Origin of the sequence: Nonomuraea rosea (genome assembly GCF_039539705.1) — a bacterium.
Classification (GTDB): domain Bacteria; phylum Actinomycetota; class Actinomycetes; order Streptosporangiales; family Streptosporangiaceae; genus Nonomuraea; species Nonomuraea rosea.
Genome location: NZ_BAABDQ010000023.1, coordinates 129,600 through 149,440, shown reverse-complemented (window position 1 = coordinate 149,440; position 19,841 = coordinate 129,600). Strand labels below are relative to the sequence as shown.

Here is a 19,841-nt window from a genome sequence, read left to right as displayed (position 1 = left end):
GTCCCGCGAGCTCCGGAGGCACAGTGAAGACTTCAACCATCGTCAAGACCGTCCTCGACTTCGACGTGGCCGAATACGTCAACGCCGTACGGGCCGGCGGGCGCCGGCAACTGGACCCCGCGCTCCGAGGCCGGATGGCGGACCTCTACATCGACCTCTGCGGTGTGCTCACAGAGGCGCCGGGCTCGATCGACACCGGGGAACGCCGTGTGCTCAGGCTGGCCGAGCTCGCCCTGCAGAGCGAGTGGAAGCTGGCCGCGACCACCGAGCCCCACGACGAGCGCGACCGGCCGGGCGTCCTGGAAGGCCCCCGGGGCACGCGGTACCAGCCGTACAGCAACGTACGCCTGCTCAACCACGCGCTCGGAACGCAGAAGCACTCCAGCGACGCCTGCATCGAGCGGCAGTGCCGTCAGGCTCTCAGGTTCCTCGTCGGCTCATGGCTCGGCTGGGAGGAGCGCACGCTCCGTGGTCAGGAGCCCTGGGCGCACCTGGATCTGCCGACCGCACGGGACGCCGGGGAACGGCTGAGCCGGTTGTCGGCCCTCGACGACGCGATGGCGGCATGGCCGCGGCTTCCGGCGGCCGGTGCGGCCCCGGCCTCGCGCTGGGAGGACTATCTCGGCGAGGCCGGCCGGAGCCGGATCCTGGAATACCTGATCAACATGCCGCAGACCCGCAAACACGAGGAGAACGTCTTCCTCCGGCTCATCCATCTCACCGAGGTGACCACGTCGGGCATCCTGGCGCGTACGGTCGCGGGCAACGCCTGGCTGGAGTCCGGCGCGTACGCGGAGGCCGCGCGGTGTCTCGAACGGGCGGCCGAGCTGGCCGTCATGCAGTTCGACATCATGCTGGTACTGCGGCGCACGATGTCCGTCGACAGCTTCCTCGGATTCCGCAACGACACCGAGAACGCCAGCGCGATCCAGATGACCTCCGCCCAGACCCTGCACATCCATCTGCTCGGCATACATCCCGCAAAGGTGGAGGCGCTGGGCGAGATGCAGGAGAACGCCTTCCTGCTGCTGTACGTCAACCGGCACTTCCGGCCGCTCAGGTCCCTCCTGCAGGAGCTGCCGCAGGACACCGACGAGACGCGGCCGGTGTTCGCCGCCGCGCGGGCGCTGGACGAGATCCTGTTCCGGTGGCGCAGGCTGCATATCGGGCTCGCCCACCGGTATCTGCCGAAAGAAACGATGGGCTCGGGTGGAACGTCGGGGGCCCCGTATCTCTCGGGTTTCTACCACGACCGGATCTTCGATCCTGAAGGCGAGCTCTTCCCGCATCCCGTTCCGGTCTCAATGCCGCCGCTCGATGAGCGGGTAAGGGCTCGTTCCGTCTTCTCCCCGTTCAACTGAGTCATTCTCGTGGTTTCCGAATATTGCCGGAATATAGCTTCGTCGTCTTGAGTCCTGAAAGGGATACGGTCGACGTACGAAAGGAACCTTCATGGAAGGTCATATCAACAGGCGGCGGATGCTGGGCGTAACGGCGGGTGCGGCCGCCGTCGCCCTTCTGGGCGCCGCGAACGCCCCCCAGTCCCTCGCCGCGTCGGTCGGCGCCGATCTGCCGCCGGTGCCCGGAATGCTGGGAGACCGGCGCGCCAACGAGCTCTGGTACCAGTTCGACAAGGCCACGTGGCACGAGGCGAGCCAGGAGTTCAAGGACGCCTGGGCGGCGGTGAAGGCCTACTTCGGCGGCGGTGACGCCGAGATGGCGATGGTGCTGGCGTGGATGGAGGACATGAAGTCCGCTGCCTATCCGGCCGGTTACATCGGATTGGTGACGCCGATCAAAGAACCGCTCAGGGTTGTTTCCCGCGTTCAGATCGAGGTCTTCAACCGTGTCTACGGCCGAAACACGAGCGGGCTGGCGAGCGCCTTCGCGGACTTCGGTCAGGGCGTGCTCTACGATCCGCGGATGCCGGGAGTGCATTCGATGAACGGCAGTCCCGCGCCCGCGGGCTACCACATCTGGCACGCCATTCTCCGCGCGCAGACGTTCCTCGGAATCGACGCCCAGAAATGGTGCCAGATCGACCCGATGGTCGGTCTGGGATGGGCGCTGCAGTCGATCGCGAAGCCGTCGCAGACGCAGGTGAACCCGCCCCTGCCGCGTGACGTCGTCCGTAGTCAGAGCCGCAAGTGGCTCTCGATGAGCTCGGCGCGGCTCGATCACGCCTTCCTGTCCCAGCCCTACCCCGAGGACATCCCCGGCGGCAGCGGCACCCCGATGATCAACAGCCGGGCCGCGAGGTAGGGCTAGGCCCCTCCGGAAATGGGGCTGGACGTCCTGTGCGCGGCATTCGCGCCGCGCAGACTGTTAGCAGAGACGGGGAACGACCGTCGAGGTTCTGCGACAGAGGTATGAGGTGACCGATATGCGAGAGGCGTTCAAGGCCCGGTGGCGTGAGGTCGGGCGGGCGGGGATGCTCGCCGCAGGCGGAATAGCGGGACTCGTCCTGACGGCCTTCTGCGTCGCCTCGTTCGCGAGCACGCTGGCGGCCGGGCTGGGGCTCCTGCTCATTCCGCCGGTGCTGACGGTCGTCAGGGGACTGGCGGAGTTCTACCGCGACACGGCCGGGTGGCGGCTGGGCATCAAGGTGGGCAGCCCCTATCTGCCCCGTCCGGCGCCGCCCGGTCCCGAGTCGCCGCGGTTATGGCCGCTGCGCCAGGCTCGGCTCACGCGCTGGATGGTCACCGATCCCGCGACGTGGCGGGACCTGGCGTGGCTGCCGGTGAACTTCGTCGTGGGCGTGCCGCTGGCGGCGCTGTCCCCGCTGCTGGTCCTCTACGGCCTGTACGGTGTGCTCCTGCCCATCACCTGGCCGCTCATCGACCAGCAGGTCGGTGCGGGCGACGCGCATTTCCTCTTCCTGACCGTGGGCAACATGGCGCAGACGCTCCTCGCCGTCCCACTCGGCTTGCTGGTCGCCGGGGCCGGCCTGTGGATGGCGCCGCCGCTGCTGAAGGCGCATGCCCGGTTCACCACCGCGCTGCTCGGCTCTACGAGGGAGCAGCTGGAGCGCCGGCTGGCGAGGGTGACGGAGTCGCGGAGCGAGGCCGTCGACTCCAGCGCGGCGGACCTGCGCCGCATCGAGCGGGACCTGCACGACGGCGTGCAGGTCCGTCTCCTGGCGCTCGGCATGAACCTGACCGCCATCCAGCGGCTCATCCGTGCGGATCCCGGAGCCGCCGAGGCGCTCGTGCAGGAGACGAAGGAGAGCTCGGGCAAGGCGCTCAACGAGCTGCGCGACCTGGTCCGCGGCATTCATCCGCCGGTGCTGGCCGACCGCGGGCTGGCGGACGCGGTACGCGCGCTGGCGATGGACCTGCCGCTGACCGCTGAGACCGACATCGAGCTGCCCGGACGGGTGCCGGCGCCCGTCGAGTCCGCCGTCTACTTCGCCGTCTCCGAAGCGCTCACGAACGTGATCAAGCATGCTGTGGCGGACCGGGTGCGGATTCACATACGATACGAACGTGGTATCTTGCGCGCCGAGATCACCGACGAGGGAATCGGCGGAGCCGACGTTTCGGCGGGCTCCGGTCTGCGTGGGGTGGAGAGGCGGCTGTCCGCGTTCGACGGCGTCGTTGCCGTGAGCAGTCCGGCGGGCGGCCCCACCATGGTGGCGCTGGAGGTGCCGTGCGTGTTGTCGTAGCCGAGGACCAGTTCCTGATGCGTGACGGACTGACCCGGCTGCTGACGGCCCACGGCTTCGAGGTGGTGAAGGTCGTCGACAACGGGCCCGGCACGCTGCGGGCCCTGATCGAACTCCAGCCGGACGTCGCGATCGTCGACGTCCGGCTACCCCCGTCCTTCACCGACGAGGGGCTCAGGGCTGCCCTTGAGGCCAGGCGGCAGGTGCCCGGGCTACCGATCCTGGTGCTGTCCCAGTACGTCGAGCAGCTGTACGCGCGCGAACTGCTGGCCGACCAGGCCGGTGGAGTCGGCTACCTGCTCAAGGACCGGGTGTTCAACGAGGACCATTTCGTCGAGGCGATCCGCCGGGTAGCGGTCGGCGGAACTGCCCTGGACCCCGAGGTGGTCGCCAAGCTGCTCGGCGGCCGGGGCAACGACACGCCCATCGCCCGGCTCACCGAACGCGAGCTCGAAGTGCTCGCCCTGATGGCCGAGGGCCGCTCCAACAGCGCGATCGCGCAACGCCTGTACCTCAGCGAGAAGGCCATCAGCAAGTGCACGACCAGCATGTTCGCCAAGCTGGACCTGCCGGGGACGGAAGACGACAACCGCAGGGTCCTCGCCGTGCTGGCCTTCCTCAACTCCTGATCTCGCGGCGTATAGGGCGGATATTGCGGCATCTCCGATCGTGACCACATCGGGTTGAACCCAGTCACGATCAGAAGAAGGTGAGCCGGTGTCTGCCGGACCTAACGACACCTACCTCGTAGTCGTCAATGACGAAGAGCAGTACTCCATCTGGTGGGCCGACCGGGAGTTGCCCGCCGGATGGCGGCCGGAGGGCGCTCAGGGGCCGAGGGAAGAGTGCCTGGCCCACATCGAACTGGTGTGGACGGACATGCGGCCGCTCAGCCTGCGCACCCGTATGGCCGAGGCCGAAGTGAGATGAGCGTCGTCGAGCCGAGCCTGCTACCAGAGCTGTTCGCAGCGCAGGCGGCGCGGACACCGCGAGCCGTGGCCATCGCCGACGGAGCGCGGAGGGTGGACTACGCGACGCTGGAGAGCCGGTCCAACCAGATCGCCCAGGGGCTGCTGGCCATGGGCGCCGGGCCGGAGTCCCTGGTGGGTGTCTGCCTGCGGCGTGGCGCCGACCTGGTCGCCGGCCTGCTCGGTGTGTGGAAGGCCGGAGCGGCGTACGTGCCGCTCGACCCGGACCACCCGGCCGAACGGTCACGGTGGATCCTTGAGGACACGGCCGCTCCGCTGGTCCTGACCGATCGCACCGCGGGCGGTTCACTGCCGGCAGAGACGGCGAAGGTCATGATCGACGCGTTCGCCGGCGCGCCGGGCACCCCGCCGCCCACGTACCCCTGTCCTGACCGGCTGGCGTACGCGATCTACACCTCGGGTTCGACCGGGCGGCCCAAGGGGGTGCTGATCAGCCACGGCGCCATCGCCAACCGGGTCCTGTGGACGGTGCGGGAGCACGGTCTCGGACCGGCCGACCGGGTGCTGCAGAAGACGATCCTGACCTTCGACGCGGCGGGCTGGGAGATCTTCGCCCCGCTCGTCAGCGGCGGAGCGGTGGTGCTCGCGCCGCACGGCGCCGAGCGCGACCCGGCGGCGTTGCTGCGCGCCGTCGCCGAGTACGACGTCTCGGTGCTGCAGGTCGTCCCCTCCCTGCTGCGGTTGCTGGTCGATGAGCCGGGCTGGAGCGAGTGCCGTTCGCTGCGGCTGCTCTTCTCGGCGGGCGAACCGCTCGACGCGGAGCTGTGCGACCTGCTCCGCAAGCGGCTGCCCGTACGGATCTGGAACACCTACGGCCCCACCGAGTGCGCGATCGACGTCACGGCTCATCTCGTGGACCCTGAGCAGGTCGTGGGCCGGGTGCCGATCGGACGCCCGATCGACAACACCCGGCTGAGGGTGCTCGATCCCGGCGGAGCGCTCGTGCCTCTCGGGGCGCCGGGTGAGCTGTACGCCGGAGGCGCCGGGCTCGCCCGGGGCTATCTGGGCCGGCCCGCGCTGACCGCGGAACGGTTCCTGCCCGACCCGTACGGACCTCCCGGCGCGCGTATGTACCGGACCGGGGACCTGGTCCGGTGGCGGCCGGACGGCACGCTGCATTACGACGGCCGTCTCGACGGGCAGGTCAAGGTGAACGGGGTGCGGATCGAGCCGGGAGAGGTGGAGTCGGTGCTGGCGACGCACCCTGGGCTGCGCGGGGTCGCGGTGACCGCGGGGGCGGGGCCCGACGGCGCGGCCAGGCTCGTCGCGTACGTGGTGAGCCGCAACGGCGAGATCCCGCCGGGTGGCCTGCGCGCGTTCCTGCGCGATCGGCTGCCGGACGCCCTGATCCCATCCGTTTTCGTACCGATGGAGAGCCTTCCGCTGACGAGCAGTGGCAAGGTGGACCGTGCCGCCCTGCCCGCCCCGACGTTCGGCGGCGCGCAGCCGTCGGCGCGCCCGCTCACGCTCGCCGAGCGGACCGTCGCGAAGGTCTGGGAGGACCTGCTGGGCGTCGAGGACGTCCGCGCGGAGGACGACTTCTTCCAGCGTGGCGGGTCGTCGCTGCTGCTGGCCAGGCTGGCGGCCAGGCTGAGCGCCGCGGTGGGACGCGAGGTCGCCGTCCACCGGCTGTTCGCCGCGGGCACGGTGGCCGAACAGGCGGAACTGATCGAGGCCGCGGCCGAGCCCGTCGCCACGGTGCCGCTCGCTCCCAGAGACCGCCCGATCCCGCTCTCCGTCGAACAGCACCAGCTCTGGTTCCTGGACCGCATGGACCCCGGCAACCCCGAGTGGGTGACGCCGCTGCTGGTCCGCCTGCCCGGTGACCTCGACGCCGGGATCGTCGACCGGGCGCTGTCGGCGCTCGTAGCGCGGCACGAGATCCTGCGCACCCGCTACCGCATGGACGGCGAGGAGCCATGGCAGGTGATCGACGCCGCCGCTCCCGTCCCGCTGCGAATCGTCGAGTCGCCCGGCGACGACGCGGAGCTGACCGGGATCCTGGCCGAGGAGTTCCGGCAGGGCTTCGACCTGGTACGCGGGCCGGTCTGGCGGGCGCTCCTGGTCCGCAGGGCGGCCCGTGAGCACGTCCTGTCGCTGGCCGTGCACCACATCGCGTCGGACGGCCAGTCGTCGGTGCTGCTGGGCGAGGAGATCCGGGAGCTGTGCGCCGCCCTCGCGGCGGGCCAGGATCCGGAGCTCACCTCGCTGCCGATCCAGTACGCGGACTACGCGGTCTGGCAGCGGGACCGGCTGACGGACGAGGCGCTGGAGCCTCAGCTGAGGTTCTGGCGCGCGGAGCTCGCCGAGCTGCCGCGGCTCGACCTGCCGGCGGACCGCCCCCGCCCGGCGCTGCGCGACCCGAGCGGCGCCACGCTCACCTTCGGCGTGCCGGAGGAGTGTTCGGCGGGCCTGGCCGAGCTGAGCCGGCGGCGTGGCACGACGCCGCTCGCCGCCTACCTGACGGCCTTCGCCGCCCTGCTCTCCCGATGGAGCGGCCAGTGGGACATCCCGGTGGGCGTGCCCGTCGCGGGCCGGACCCGGCCGGAGCTGGCGGGGGTCGCCGGTCCCTTCCACAACATGCTGGTCGTGCGCTGCGGCCTGACGCCCGAGCAGAGCTTCGAGGCCGCGATGGACGGCGTGTGGGAGCGCAATCGGCGGGCGCTCGCGCACCGCGACGTGCCGTTCGAGCGGGTCGTCGAGGAGCTGAGTCCCGTACGGGATCTGTCTCGCAATCCGCTCTACCAGGTGATGTTCAACTTCATGGAGGAGGGGGTCACCGTCTCGGGCGGTGGCGACCTGGACCCGCTCAGGAAAGTCTGGGCGGTCGCCAAGGCCGATCTGACACTCTTCCTGCACACGGCTCCCGACGGCGGCGTCACCGGGATTCTGGAGTACGCCACCTCGCTGTTCGACGAGCCGACCATCGCCCGGATGGCCGAGCACTATCTTCGCCTGCTGACCCTCGCCCTCGCCGATCCGTCCATCGGGCTCCGGTCGCTCGGTGCGCAGGCGGACGTCCCGAAGGGCCCCATCGAGCGCCTGCTCGCGGAGCGGTTCTCGGAGCTGCTCAGCCGCGAGGTCGGCGTGGTGCAGAACTTCTTCTCCCTCGGCGGCACCTCCCGGCTGGCGCTCGCGCTGATGGCGCAGTGCCAGGAGGACTTCGATCTCGACTTGCCGGTCCGGCTGATCTTCGAACGACCGACGGTGGCACGGCTGGCCGAGGCCATCCGCACGCTCGCCGGCGCAGGACCGGACCAGGATTCCACGGTAGCGAAGGAGCAGCCGGTATGACGCAGATCGACATCGAGCGCGAGGAACTGCTGCTGCGCCGGAAGACCGGTGGCCGGTCGAGGATCCCGCTCGCGAGCCGCGACGCCCCGCTGCCGCTGTCCTACGGGCAGCTGCAGATGTGGTTCCTGAACCGGCTGGAGCCGGACAGCCCGGAGTACCTCGCGCCGTTGACCCTCAGGCTGACCGGGCCGCTGGAGGTGACGATGCTCGTGCGCGCGGTCAACGAGATCATCGCGCGGCACGAGATCCTGCGTACCCGGTACGTCGTGGCCGGCGCGGAGCCCGTCCAGATCGTCGACCCGCCCCTGCCGATCACCGTCACCGTGGACGATCTGCGCGGCAGTGCCGACGCGGAGTCGCGGGCCACGCGGATCGCCGAGCGCGAGGTCGCCAAGGGCATGGACCTGGCCGAGGAGTGGCCCATCCGGGTCCGCCTGGTGCGGATCGCCGACGACCTCTGCCTGCTGGTGGTGGTCTTCCATCACATCGCCTGCGACGAGTGGTCCCTACGGTTGTTCGAGGAGGAGCTCAGCGCGCTCTACCGGGCGCCCGGCTCTCTTCCCGCGGTCAAGCTGCAGTACGCCGACTACGCGGCCCACCAGCGGCGCCGGGCCGACGACGGCGCGTTCGAGGCGCCCCTGCGCTACTGGCGGGAACAGCTCGCCGGCCTCGTCCCGACCGAGCCTCCGGCCGACCGGCCCCGGCCCGACGTCCGCGGCTGGAAGGGCGCGGCGCTCCCCATCCGGATCGACGCCTCGCTCGGCACGGCGCTCCGCGAGCTCGCCCGGCACCGCGACACGACGCTCTTCACGGTTCTGCTCGCCGGATTCCAGGCATTGCTCGCCCGCTACACCGGGCGGAGCGACATCGTCGTCGGCACGGTCGTCTCCGATCGCAACCGGCCGGAACTCCAGGCGATGTTCGGGTACGGCATCAACAGCCTCGTCATGCGCGGGCGGTGGCAGCCGGGAGACACGTTCAACGGGCTGCTGGCCGGTACGCGGTCCGCGGTGCTCGACGCGCTCGACCACCAGGACATGCCGTTCTCCCGGCTCGTGGACGAGCTCGAACCGGCCCGCGACCGTTCGCGTACGCCGCTGTTCCGCGTCGCGTTCACCATGCACGAGCCGAAGGCCGCCGTGCTCGACCTGCCGGGTGTGCGCGCGGAGTCTCTGGAGGCGCCCTGGCAGATCTCCAAGTTCGACCTCACCCTGCAACTTCAGGAGGGTCCCGACGGCTCGCTGGACGGGCAGATCGAGTACGCGACCGCGCTGTTCGACCGGGAGACGATCGAGCGGACGGCGGGGAACCTCCTACGGCTGCTGACCGAGGTCGCGGCCCGTCCGGACGCGCCGGTCGACCGGCTGGACCTGCTCGGCCCCGGCGAGCTCGCCGTCGCCGTCGGCGCGGTACGCCCCCGGCCCGCCGACCCCCGTACCCTCCCCGAGGCGTTCCTGGAGCAGGTCCGCGCCACCCCGGACGCGATCGCCCTGGTCTTCGGCCAGGAGAGCCTGTCGTACGCCGAGCTGAACGCGCGGGCCAACCGGCTGGCGCACCTGCTCCGGGGCATGGGCGTCGGCGCGGGCTCGCTCGTGGGCGTCTGCCTCGACCGCAGCGCGGAGCTGGTGGTGGCGCTCCTGGCGGTGCTGAAGTCCGGCGGAGCGTATCTGCCGCTCGACCCGTCGTACCCGGCCGACCGGCTGACGTTCATGGTCTCCGACGCGGGGGCACAGGTCGTCGTCACGCACACGGACCACCTCCCGCTGGTGGGGCGGGTGCACGACGGCGAGGTGATCGCCGTGGACCGGGACGCCGCCACGATCGCCGGACACCCGGACACCGATCTCACCCCTGGGTCCCACCCCGCCGACCTCATCTACGTGATCTACACATCGGGGTCGACCGGACGGCCGAAGGGCATGTGCCTCACCCACGCCAACGTGCTGAGGCTGTTGACCGCCACCCATGAGAGGTTCGGCTTCGGCCCGGCGGACGTGTGGCCGATGTTCCACTCGTACGCGTTCGACGTGTCCGTCTGGGAGCTGTGGGGCGCGTTGCTGCACGGAGGCCGGCTGGTGATCGTCCCGTTCGACACGGCCAGATCGCCTGACGACCTGATGGATCTGCTGGTCGAGCAGCAGGTGACGGTGCTCAACCAGACGCCGAGCGCCTTCTACCGCCTGGTGCGCGCGGCGGCGCAGGGCGATCCGCGCGTGGACCGGCTGGCGCTCCGGCTGGTGATCTTCGCAGGTGAGCGGCTGGAGATGCCGGACCTGCGGCCGTGGACGGCGCGGCGCGGGCTCACCGCGCCGACGCTCGTGAACATGTACGGCATCACCGAGACGACCGTCCACGTCACCCACTACGAGGTGACGGAGAAGGACCTCGAACCGGCCGAGGCCTCCCCTGTCGGAGTGCCCATCGACGATCTGTGGGTGGTGCTGCTCGACGAGCGCGGCACCGTCGTCCCCCTCGGAGCGACCGGCGAGATCTGCGTCGGCGGCGCCGGAGTCGGCCGCGGCTACCTCGGACGGCCCGACCTGACCGCCCAGCGGTTCGTGCCGGACCCGTACGGACCGCCCGGTTCGCGGCTCTACCGCAGCGGCGACCTGGCCCGGCGGCGCGCCGACGGCGCTCTGGAGTACCTCGGCCGGATCGACGACCAGGTGAAGATCCGTGGCTATCGGGTCGAGCCGGGCGAGATCCAGGCGCGGCTGCGGGCCGACCGGTCGCTGCGTGACGCGGTGGTCCTGGCCCGCGAGGACATCCCCGGCGCCCCCAGGCTCGTGGCGTACGTGGTGCCGGCCGGGCAGGACGGCTTCGACCCCGCGGAGCTGCGCGCTCGGCTGGCCGAGACGCTGCCCGACTACATGGTGCCCGCCGCGTTCGTGTCGGTGGCCGAGATCCCGCTGACCGCCCAGGGCAAGGTGGACAAACGCGCCCTTCCCGCGCCCGACGACGCCGCGCTCCCCGCGGGGCGGGCGTACGTGGCGCCGCGCACGGCACTTGAGGAACTGATCTGCGCGGTGTGGGCCAAGGAGCTCGGCGCCGGGCGCATCGGCGTGAACGACGACTTCTTCGAGCTCGGCGGGGACTCGATCCTGGCCGTCGTGCTGGCAGGTGGCCTGCGTGACGCGGGCCTGGACGTACGGGTCGCCGATCTGTTCGAGTCGCGCACGGTCGCCTCACTCGCGCGGCACGTCGCCGGCCGGCAGGGCGAACCGGCGGTCGTGGGCACCACCGCCCTGGTGCGGCCGTTCGCGCTGCTCTCCGAGCAGGATCGCGCCAAGCTGCCGGAGGGCGTGCTGGACGCGTACCCGATGTCGCGGCTGCAGACCGGCATGGTCGTCGAGATGCTGTCCGACAGCGACCTCAACCTCTACCTCAACGCCACCGCGTTCGGGGTCCGCGACGACCGGCCACTGGTGCCGGACCTCCTGCAGGAGGCGACCCGCACGGTCGTGGGGCGTCACGAGGCACTGCGGACGTCGCTGGACCTCACCGGCTTCTCGGTGCCGATGCAGCTGGTCCACCGGGCAGAGGACGTGGACGTGACCGTGCCGGTCGCCGATCTGCGCGGCCTCGACAAGGAAGGGCAGTGGCGGGCCGTACGCGCGTTCGTGACGCGGGAGCGCACCCGGCTGTTCGACCTGGCGCGGCCACCCCTGATCAGGGTGTCGGGGCACCGCTGCGACGGCGACTACTGGTGGATCACCATCACCGAGTGCCACGCGATGCTCGAAGGGTGGAGCTACCACACGCTGCTCATGGAGATCCTCACCGTGTACCGGGCCCTCCGCGACGGGGTGGAGCCCGTCCTGGTGGAGCCGCCCGCGATCCGCTACGCCGACTTCATCGCGGCCGAGCAGACCGTGCTCGCCGACACCGCCGAGCGCGAGTACTGGCGTTCGGTCGTCACCTCGGTCCCGCGATTCGCTCTGCCCGCAGGGCTCGGAGCCGGGCCTGACGTCCCCAGACGGGAGTACCGGATCCGCATCCCGCTGGCCGGCTACATGGACGGGCTGCGGACGGCGGCCACCGCCGCCGGGGTGCCGCTGAAGAGCATCCTGCTGGCGGCGCACATGAAGGTCATGAGCACGCTCACCGATCAGCGGGAGTTCTTCACCGGCCTGGTCTTCCACGGGCGGCTGGAGGCGCCGGGCGCCGACCGGGTGCACGGCCTGTACCTCAACACGCTGCCCTTCCTCTTCCAACGGGGCGCCCGCACCTGGGGGGAGCTGGCGCGGCGGGTGTTCGAGCGCGAGACCGAGCTCTGGTCGCATCGGCGCTTCCCCATGCCCGAGATTCAGCGGGACGCGGGCCCGGACCGGCTGCTCGACACGCGTTTCGTCTATCTGGACTTCCACCAGGTGGACACCGACCTCCTGGACGGCGACGCCGTCATCGACGACAGCCCGACGGAGTTCGGGCTCGGCGTGCACATTCTCGCCGGGCAGCTCATGGTCACCGCCAACGTCCAGATCGTCTCCGAGTCCGCCGTGGACCGGCTCGGCGAGATGTTCCGGGCCGTGCTGGACGCCATCGTCGCCGATCCGGACGGTGACGCCGACGCCGTCCTGCTGCCGCCCGGCGAGCTCGACCGGCTCGTCACCGAGCTGAACACCACGCGTACGCGGCCGGTCGAAGCCTCCGTTCTCGACCTGTTCGAGCACCAGGCGGCGGCCCGCCCGCGTGCCGTGGCGGCGGCCTTCGACGGCGGCTCGTGGAGCTATGCCGAGCTCGACGAGAGGGCCAATCGCATCGGCCACCGCCTCCGCGCGCTCGGGGCCGGTCCGGAGAGCGCCGTGGGCGTGCTCCTCGACCGCGGCCCCGACCTGCTGGCGAGCCTCATCGGCGTGTGGAAGTCCGGCGCCGCGTTCGTGCCCCTCGACCCGTCGTTCCCCGTCCAGCGGGTGGAGACGATGCTCACCGACGCCGGGGCACGGGTGATCGTGACGGATTCGGTCCGCGGTGCCGAACTCGGCGGCTTCACCGTCCTGGAGCTCGACAAGGAGGCGCTGGACGGGCTTCCCGCCACGTCCCCGGCCGTCCGCAGGGATCTGGACGGGATCGCACAGATCATCTTCACCTCCGGCTCGACCGGACGGCCGAAGGGCGTGCTCGTCACCCACCGCGGCCTGGCCAACCACGTGCGGTGGGCGGCGGAGGAACTGGCCGCGCAGGGTGAGAAGGGCGCGCCGCTGTTCTCCTCCGTGGCCTTCGACCTGGTGGTGCCCAACGTCTGGGCGCCGCTGGCGACCGGGCAGCCCGTACGCCTGCTTCCGGCTGACCTGGACCTCTCCAAGCTGGGACGGGTACTGGCCGGGCACGGACCCTACAGCTTCATCAAGCTGACCCCCGGCCATCTCAACGTGCTCGCCGACCAGCTCACGGCCGCGCAGGCGGCCAGGCTCGCCGAGGTGATCGTGGTCGCGGGCGAGGCGCTGCCCGGCAGCACCGCGCGACACTGGCTGCGGCTCCTGGGGCCCGGCGGCCTGGTGAACGAGTACGGCCCGACCGAGGCCACCGTCGGCACCTGCGTCTATCCGATCACGAAGCAGGAGCGGGACGAGGTCGTCCCCATCGGCCGGCCGCTGCCCGGGATGACCATGTACGTGCTGGACGAGCACCTGCGGCCGTTGCCGTTCGGCGTGACCGGCGAGCTCTACGTGGGCGGCACCGGGGTGGCGCGCGGCTACGTCGGCCGCCCCGGTCTGACCGCGGACCGGTTCGTACCGGACCCGTTCGGCAGGGCGGGCGGCCGCCTCTACCGTACGGGCGACCGCGCCTGGGTCAGGGACGACGGAGCGGTCTGCTTCGCCGGCCGGGTCGACGACCAGGTCAAGGTGCGCGGCTACCGGGTCGAGCCCGGAGAGGTCCGCGCGGTGCTGGCGGACCACCCGGAGGTACGGGAGGCCGTCGTCGTCGTACGCGAGAGCGAAGCGGGAGACCGGTCGCTCGTGGCGTACTGCGTGCCCGCAGGTGCGGCCCTGCCGCCCGCCGGGGAACTGGCCCGGCACGCCGCCACCCGGCTGCCCGAGTACATGGTCCCGTCGGCGTTCGTGTCCATCGACCGGATCCCGCTGAACGCCAACGGCAAGGTGGATCGCGCGGCGCTGCCCAAGATCGACGCGAGCGGCGGTAGCGTCTCCGGCCACCTCGAGCCGCGCACTCCGCTGGAGGCGCAGATCGCCGAGGTGTGGCGGGAGGTGCTCGGGCAGGACCGGATCGGCGTTCACGACAACTTCTTCGAGCTCGGCGGGCACTCCATCAAGGCGGTCAAAGTGGTGGGCGCGCTGCAGGCGGCCGGGCTCGACGTCTCCGTGCGGGACGTCTTCGAGTACCGCACCGTGGGCGCGCTGGCCGAAGCACTGGCGGACCCGGCGGATCGGGGAACGGTCGCGGACGACAGGAGGCTCGTCGAGCCGTTCGAGCTGGTGACCGAGGAGGACCGGCGCCTGCTGCCCGGCGGGCTCACGGACGCGTACCCGCTGTCCGAGGTGCAGCGCGGCATGATCGTGGAGATGCTGGCCGGCCAGGAGCACAGCTACTACCACAACACCCTGTCCTTCCTGGTCCGCGACTCGGAGCCGTTCGCGCTGGAGGCGCTGCGGGAGGCCGCGCGGCTCGCCGCCGACCGGCACGAGGCCCTGCGGACCTCGATCGAGCTGTCCGGCTACTCGGTGCCCATGCAACTGGTCCACGAGTCGGCGGAGATCCCCGTACGGATGCTGGATCTGCGCGGACTGGACCAGGGCGCACGTGACCTGGCCATGCGGCACTTCCGGGCACAGGAACGCGCGCTCCGCTTCGACCTGGAACGGGCGCCGCTGATGCGCGTCACCGCGCTGCTCAGGGATGACGATTCGTGGTGGCTGTCGTTCACCGTGCTGCACGCGGTGAGCGAAGGCTGGAGCTTCCACGGCCTGCTCATGGAGGTCCTGGACGACTACCGCGCGATCAGGGACGGGGCCGGACCGCGCCGGATCGAGCCCGCCTCCGTCCGCTACGCGGACTTCATCGCCGCCGAGCTGCGCTCCCTGGAATCGGCCGACGATCGGGAGTTCTGGCGCGACGTCGTGACCGACCGGCCCGGCTTCGCGCTGCCGGCCGCCTGGGGCGAGGAGCCGCAGCAGCCGCGGGAGGACTATCACGTCGTCCTGCAGTACGCCGACCTTGAGGAGCGGCTGCGCGAACTCGCCGCCCGGGCCAAGGCCTCGCTCAAGAGCGTCCTGTTCGCCGCCCACCTGAAGGTGCTCAGCATGCTCACGCCGGACCAGGCGTTCGTCTCCGGACTCGTCTGCAACGGGCGGCTGGAGGTCCTGGGGGCCGACCGGGTCTACGGCATGCATCTCAACACGCTGCCGTTCACGCACGACCGTACGGCTCGGACCTGGCTCGAACTGGTGGAACAGACCTTCGCCCGCGAGGTCGGCCTCTGGCCGCACCGGAGGTTCCCGATGCCCGTCATCCAGCGGGAGATGGGCGATGGGCGAAGGCTCATCGGCGTGGCGTTCAGCTACCAGGACTTCGACCAGGTCGACACCGGGCTGATCGACGTGACGGCCACCGAGGGGGAGGACCCCACCGAGTTCGCCCTCGGCGTGCCGTGCACCCCCAGGTACCTCATCCTCCGTTCCAACTCGCGAGCGATGAGCAGGCAGAACGCCGAGAGGCTGGCCGCCATGCACCGCGCGGTGCTGGAGGCCATGATCGACGACCCCGAGGGCAACGCCCGCGCCGCCTGCCTCCCGCCGGCCGAACGCGGCCGTGCGACGGCGGGCGCGGCGATCGAGCACCCGGTGCCGGGATCCCTGCACGGGGTGTTCGAGGAGCGCGTACGGGCGACGCCCGAGGCGATCGCCGTCTCCCACGCCGTCACCCAGGGCGGCGGACAGCTGACCTACGCGACCCTGAACGCCCGCGCCAACCGGCTCGCCCACCGCCTGCGGGTGCTGGGCGCGGGACCGGAGACGCTGGTCGGCGTCTGTCTCGATCCGGGCGTCGATCTGGTCGTCACGCTCCTGGGCGTGCTCAAGGCCGGTGCGGCCTACCTTCCGCTGCCGCCGACGTCACCGCCGGACCGGCTGCGGTTCATGCTGGCCGACTCCGGGGCCCGGGTGGTCGTCACGACGGCGGAACGCGCTCCTTCGCTGGCCGGCGACGATCACGAGGCCGAGCTGGTCCTGCTCGACGTGGAGCCGCTCGGCGCGTACCCGGAGTCCGATCCGGAAGGCCGGACGATCCCCGGTCACCTGGCGTACGTCTGTTACACCTCGGGCTCGACAGGCCGTCCGAAGGGCGTCGCGGTGACGCACGCGAACGTGCTGAGGCTCTTCGCGGCGCTCGCCGGGCAGGTCTCGTACGAGCCGGACCGCGCCTGGGCGCTGCTGCACTCCTACGCCTTCGACGTGTCGGTGTGGGAGCTGTGGGGGGCGCTGCTCCACGGCGGGCGCCTGGTCATCGTGCCGACGGAGACCGCGCGATCGCCGCGTGACCTGCTCGACCTGCTGATCGCCGAGCGGGTCACCACGCTCTCGCTGTCGCCGGTGGCGTTCCGCTCGATGATCGGCGTCGCGGACGGCGACGAGGCGACGCTGTCGCGGCTGGCGCTGCGTGAGGTGGTCTTCGGCGGCGACCGGCTCGAACCCTCGGACCTGGACGCCTGGGGGCTGGAGCGATGCGACCTCGCCCACGCGTACGGGCCGACCGAGTGCACGGTCCACGTCACCTACCAGGCGCTCACGGCCGCCGACCTGACCAACGTCGACGGCGTGCCGATCGGGCGGTCGCTCGACGACAACCGGGTGTACGTCCTGGACCCGTACGGGCACGAGGTCCCCGAAGGGGCCGCCGGAGAGCTGTACGTCGGCGGCGCCGGGGTGGCGCGCGGCTACCTCAACCGGCCGGAGCTGACCGCGGAGAGGTTCGTTCCCGACCCGTACGGGCCTCCAGGCTCGCGCTGTTATCGCACCGGTGACCTGGTACGCCGCCGGTCCGACGGCGTCCTGCACTTCCTCGGCCGGATCGACGACCAGGTCAAGGTGCGCGGGCATCGGATCGAGCCGGGCGAGATCCAGGCCGTGCTCGCCGCCCATCCCGCCGTGCGGGAGACAGCGGTGACCGCGCGTGGTGACGGGCCGGCCGAGCGGCGGCTCGTGGCGTACTGCGTGCCCGACGGCGGGGAACTGCCGCCTGCCGCCGAGCTGGCCGACTACTGCGCGCAGCGGCTGCCGGAGTACATGGTGCCGGCCGCGTTCGTGCCGCTGGAGCGGATCCCGCTGACCGTCAACGGCAAGCTCGACCAGCATGCCCTTCCGGCGCCGGAACGCTCGGCGCTGTGGTCGGGACGCGAGTTCGTCGCACCGCGTACGGAGACGGAGCGGACCCTGGCGGGGATCTGGTCCCGGCTCCTGGGCGTGGATCCGGTCGGGGCGCACGACAGGTTCTTCGACCTCGGCGGCGATTCGATGACCATCCTGAAGGCGATGACGCTGGCCAGAGAGGCCGGGCTGCGGGTGACGCTGCGGCTGCTGTACCAGCACGGCTCGATCGCCCAGCTCGCCGCCGCCCTCGACGGCGCGCGGATCACCGGCTCCGCCGCGGAGGTGCGCCTGACCCCGGCACAGCGCCGGGTGCTGGCCCGGCCCGGCGGGTACCGTTTCGATCACTGGCAGGCCCGGGTACGCGTCCCGGCCGGCCTCGCACCTGAGGCGCTGGAGGGCGCACTGCGGAATGTCGCGGCGCGGCATGAGGCGCTGCGGTTGCGGGTCGCGCCGGGATCGGTGACCGGGTCGGTGGCGAGCGCCGCCTCGGTGCCGTTCAGGCAGGTCAGGGTCGCTGACGACGCGCTCGACGAGGCGGCGGCCATGGCGTACGAGCGGCTCGACCCGGAGAACGGGCCCCTGCTCAGCGCGGTGCTGGCCCAGAGCGGGGCGGACCGCCCGGCCGTTCTGATCGTCGCGGTGCACGAGCTGGCGGCGGATCACGCTTCCTGGCCGATCCTGCTCCGCGACCTGGAGGCCGCGTGCCGGGGCGGCGACCTCGGCGCGGCTCGCGGCGGGAGCTCCGACGGGGCGAGCCCCGGCACGGGAAGCCGTGACGGCGTGCTGCGCGGATGGGGTGCCGAGCTGGAGCGGGCGGCGGCGTCGCCTGATCTGGTGGCTCAGGCACACCACTGGCTCACGCGGATGCCGTCGCCGTCGCTTCCCGTCGATCGCCCGGCGGGCACCGGGACGGTGGCGAGCGAACGGTCGATCAGTGTCGCTCTGCCTGCTCGGGTTCCGGGACGTGAGGCGCTGCTCGCCGCCCTGGCGGTCGTGCTCGCCCGCCGGACCCGCGCGGACCGTGTGCTCGTCGACGTGGAGGCCAGGGCGGGGCGCGCGCCCGGCGACGCGGTCGGGCCGTTCGCGCACCGTTACCCGCTGGACCTGTGGGTTCCGCCGCGACGCGACCTGGCGCTCGCCTCGGTGACGAGCCAGCTGCGCGGTGTCCCGGACGAGGGGCTGGGCTACGACCTGCTGCGTCACGCCGGTCCTGACGAGGCCGTCGCCGACGCCCTCGCCGCGCTGCGCGCGGCCGAAGTCCGCTTCGGCTGCTCGCTCGACGCCGGCGCGCCGGACGGGTTCGTGCCCGAGCGGATCGCGGCGGTACGCGACCCGCTGGCGAAGCGGGAGTACGTGCTGGAGGTGGACGCGACGATCGGTGCGGAGGGTCCGCAGCTGACCTGGACGTACTCGGCGGACGTGCACGACGAGACAACGATCCGCGACCTCGCCGCGGAAGTCACGGCGGAAGTCACGGCGGAAGTCACAGCGGAGGCCTGCACCGCGACGCCCGCCAGTGGAGCCGCAGGTCCGGCGTCGGTGATCCCGTCGCCGCTCCCGACGATGGAGCGGCACCACGTTCCCGGGGTCAGCCTGGCGGTGATCCGCGACGGCCGGGTCGCCGAGACCGGCGCGTACGGCAGTCTCGACGCCCGCAGGCCGGAGCCGGTGACGCCCGACGCGGTGTTCCGGGTGGCGTCGGTGAGCAAACAGGTCACCTCGCTCGCCACCCTGGCGTTGGCGGCGCAGGGGCTGCTCGACCTCGACGCCGACGTCAATTCCTACCTCACCTCCTGGCAGGTGCCGGGAACCGAGGGGGCGCCGGTGACCGTACGGCAACTGCTGGCCAACACCTCCGGGCTGGCCCGGGAGCCGGTCTACCGTCCGTACGAGAAGGGCGAACCGGTCCCCACGGTGCTGGACGCGCTGCTGGGCAGGCCGCCGGCGAGGACTTCCGCGGTCCGGCCCAAGTGCCCGGCCGGGGAGCTCTTCGAGAAGAACCCGGTGAACTACCTGGTCCTCGAACTTCTGCTGACGGACCTCACGGGATCGGACTTCCCGGCGCTGGTGCGGAAGACGGTGTTCGGGCCGCTGGGCATGGCGGGCAGCGGCTACGAGAGCGACTTCCCGCAACGGTCCGGCCATCCCATCGCCCAGGGCCACGACTCGTTCGGCATGGCGACCGGCACGTACGGGCCGATCCATCCGGCGACGGCCGCCGGAGGGCTGTGGACGACGGCCGATGACCTGGCTCGAGTACAGCTGGAGATCAGGCGCGCGTACCTGGGCGAGCCCGCGCTGATCACCCGCGAGCTCGCGGAGGGCATGCTCACCGCCACCCCGGGCAGCCTGTACGGCCTGTCCATGATCGTCGACAGGTCGGACTCCGAGCTGGACTTCGGCGCCGTCGGCGAGTTCTCCGGGTACTGGGCGATGACCATGTGCCGGATCTCCGGCGATGGTTTCGTCCTGCTGGCCAACGGCGACGGGGGGCGTGGCGTCGCGACCTTCGTCACCGAGATGACCGGGGGGACGGGGCGGTTCGGCACACCGTGACCTGACCAGACG

The 19,841-nt window shown here is 71.5% G+C and carries 7 protein-coding genes; all 7 read left to right on the top strand.

What is annotated here, in order from left to right; all coding sequences use genetic code 11:
* Positions 1-23 precede the first annotated feature (23 nt).
* Positions 24-1,361: a hypothetical protein gene (locus ABEA43_RS40490; protein ID WP_345570555.1), complete on the top strand. Its 1,338-nt coding sequence runs from the start codon at positions 24-26 to the stop codon at positions 1,359-1,361.
* 91 nt (positions 1,362-1,452) lie between these two features.
* On the top strand, positions 1,453-2,262 hold the full coding sequence (locus tag ABEA43_RS40485; protein WP_345570553.1) for a hypothetical protein: 810 nt from the start codon (positions 1,453-1,455) through the stop codon (positions 2,260-2,262).
* Positions 2,263-2,383: 121 nt separating this feature from the next.
* Positions 2,384-3,664: a sensor histidine kinase gene (locus ABEA43_RS40480; RefSeq protein WP_345570551.1), complete on the top strand. Its 1,281-nt coding sequence runs from the start codon at positions 2,384-2,386 to the stop codon at positions 3,662-3,664.
* Entirely contained in the window at positions 3,649-4,293 is a 645-nt protein-coding gene (locus ABEA43_RS40475) for a response regulator transcription factor (protein WP_345570549.1), read from the top strand. The genes ABEA43_RS40480 and ABEA43_RS40475 overlap by 16 nt, the downstream gene beginning before the upstream one ends.
* A gap of 88 nt (positions 4,294-4,381) precedes the next feature.
* Complete coding sequence (locus ABEA43_RS40470; protein ID WP_345570547.1) at positions 4,382-4,594, top strand: MbtH family protein; 213 nt, start codon at positions 4,382-4,384, stop codon at positions 4,592-4,594.
* Positions 4,591-7,947, top strand: a complete 3,357-nt coding sequence (locus ABEA43_RS40465; protein ID WP_345570545.1) for an amino acid adenylation domain-containing protein — start codon at positions 4,591-4,593, stop codon at positions 7,945-7,947. The genes ABEA43_RS40470 and ABEA43_RS40465 overlap by 4 nt, the downstream gene beginning before the upstream one ends.
* A complete protein-coding gene (locus tag ABEA43_RS40460; RefSeq protein ID WP_345570543.1) occupies positions 7,944-19,829 on the top strand; it encodes an amino acid adenylation domain-containing protein in 11,886 nt (3,961 codons plus the stop codon). The genes ABEA43_RS40465 and ABEA43_RS40460 overlap by 4 nt, the downstream gene beginning before the upstream one ends.
* The last annotated feature ends 12 nt before the right edge of the window (positions 19,830-19,841 follow it).

Excerpts from the sequence above, each read along its gene's own strand:
- ABEA43_RS40480 (WP_345570551.1), top strand. The coding sequence starts at position 2,384 with ATGCGAGAGGCGTTCAAGGCCCGGTGGCGTGAGGTCGGGCGGGCGGGG.
- ABEA43_RS40465 (WP_345570545.1), top strand. The coding sequence starts at position 4,591 with ATGAGCGTCGTCGAGCCGAGCCTGCTACCAGAGCTGTTCGCAGCGCAG.
- ABEA43_RS40460 (WP_345570543.1), top strand. The coding sequence starts at position 7,944 with ATGACGCAGATCGACATCGAGCGCGAGGAACTGCTGCTGCGCCGGAAG.
- ABEA43_RS40485 (WP_345570553.1), top strand. The coding sequence starts at position 1,453 with ATGGAAGGTCATATCAACAGGCGGCGGATGCTGGGCGTAACGGCGGGT.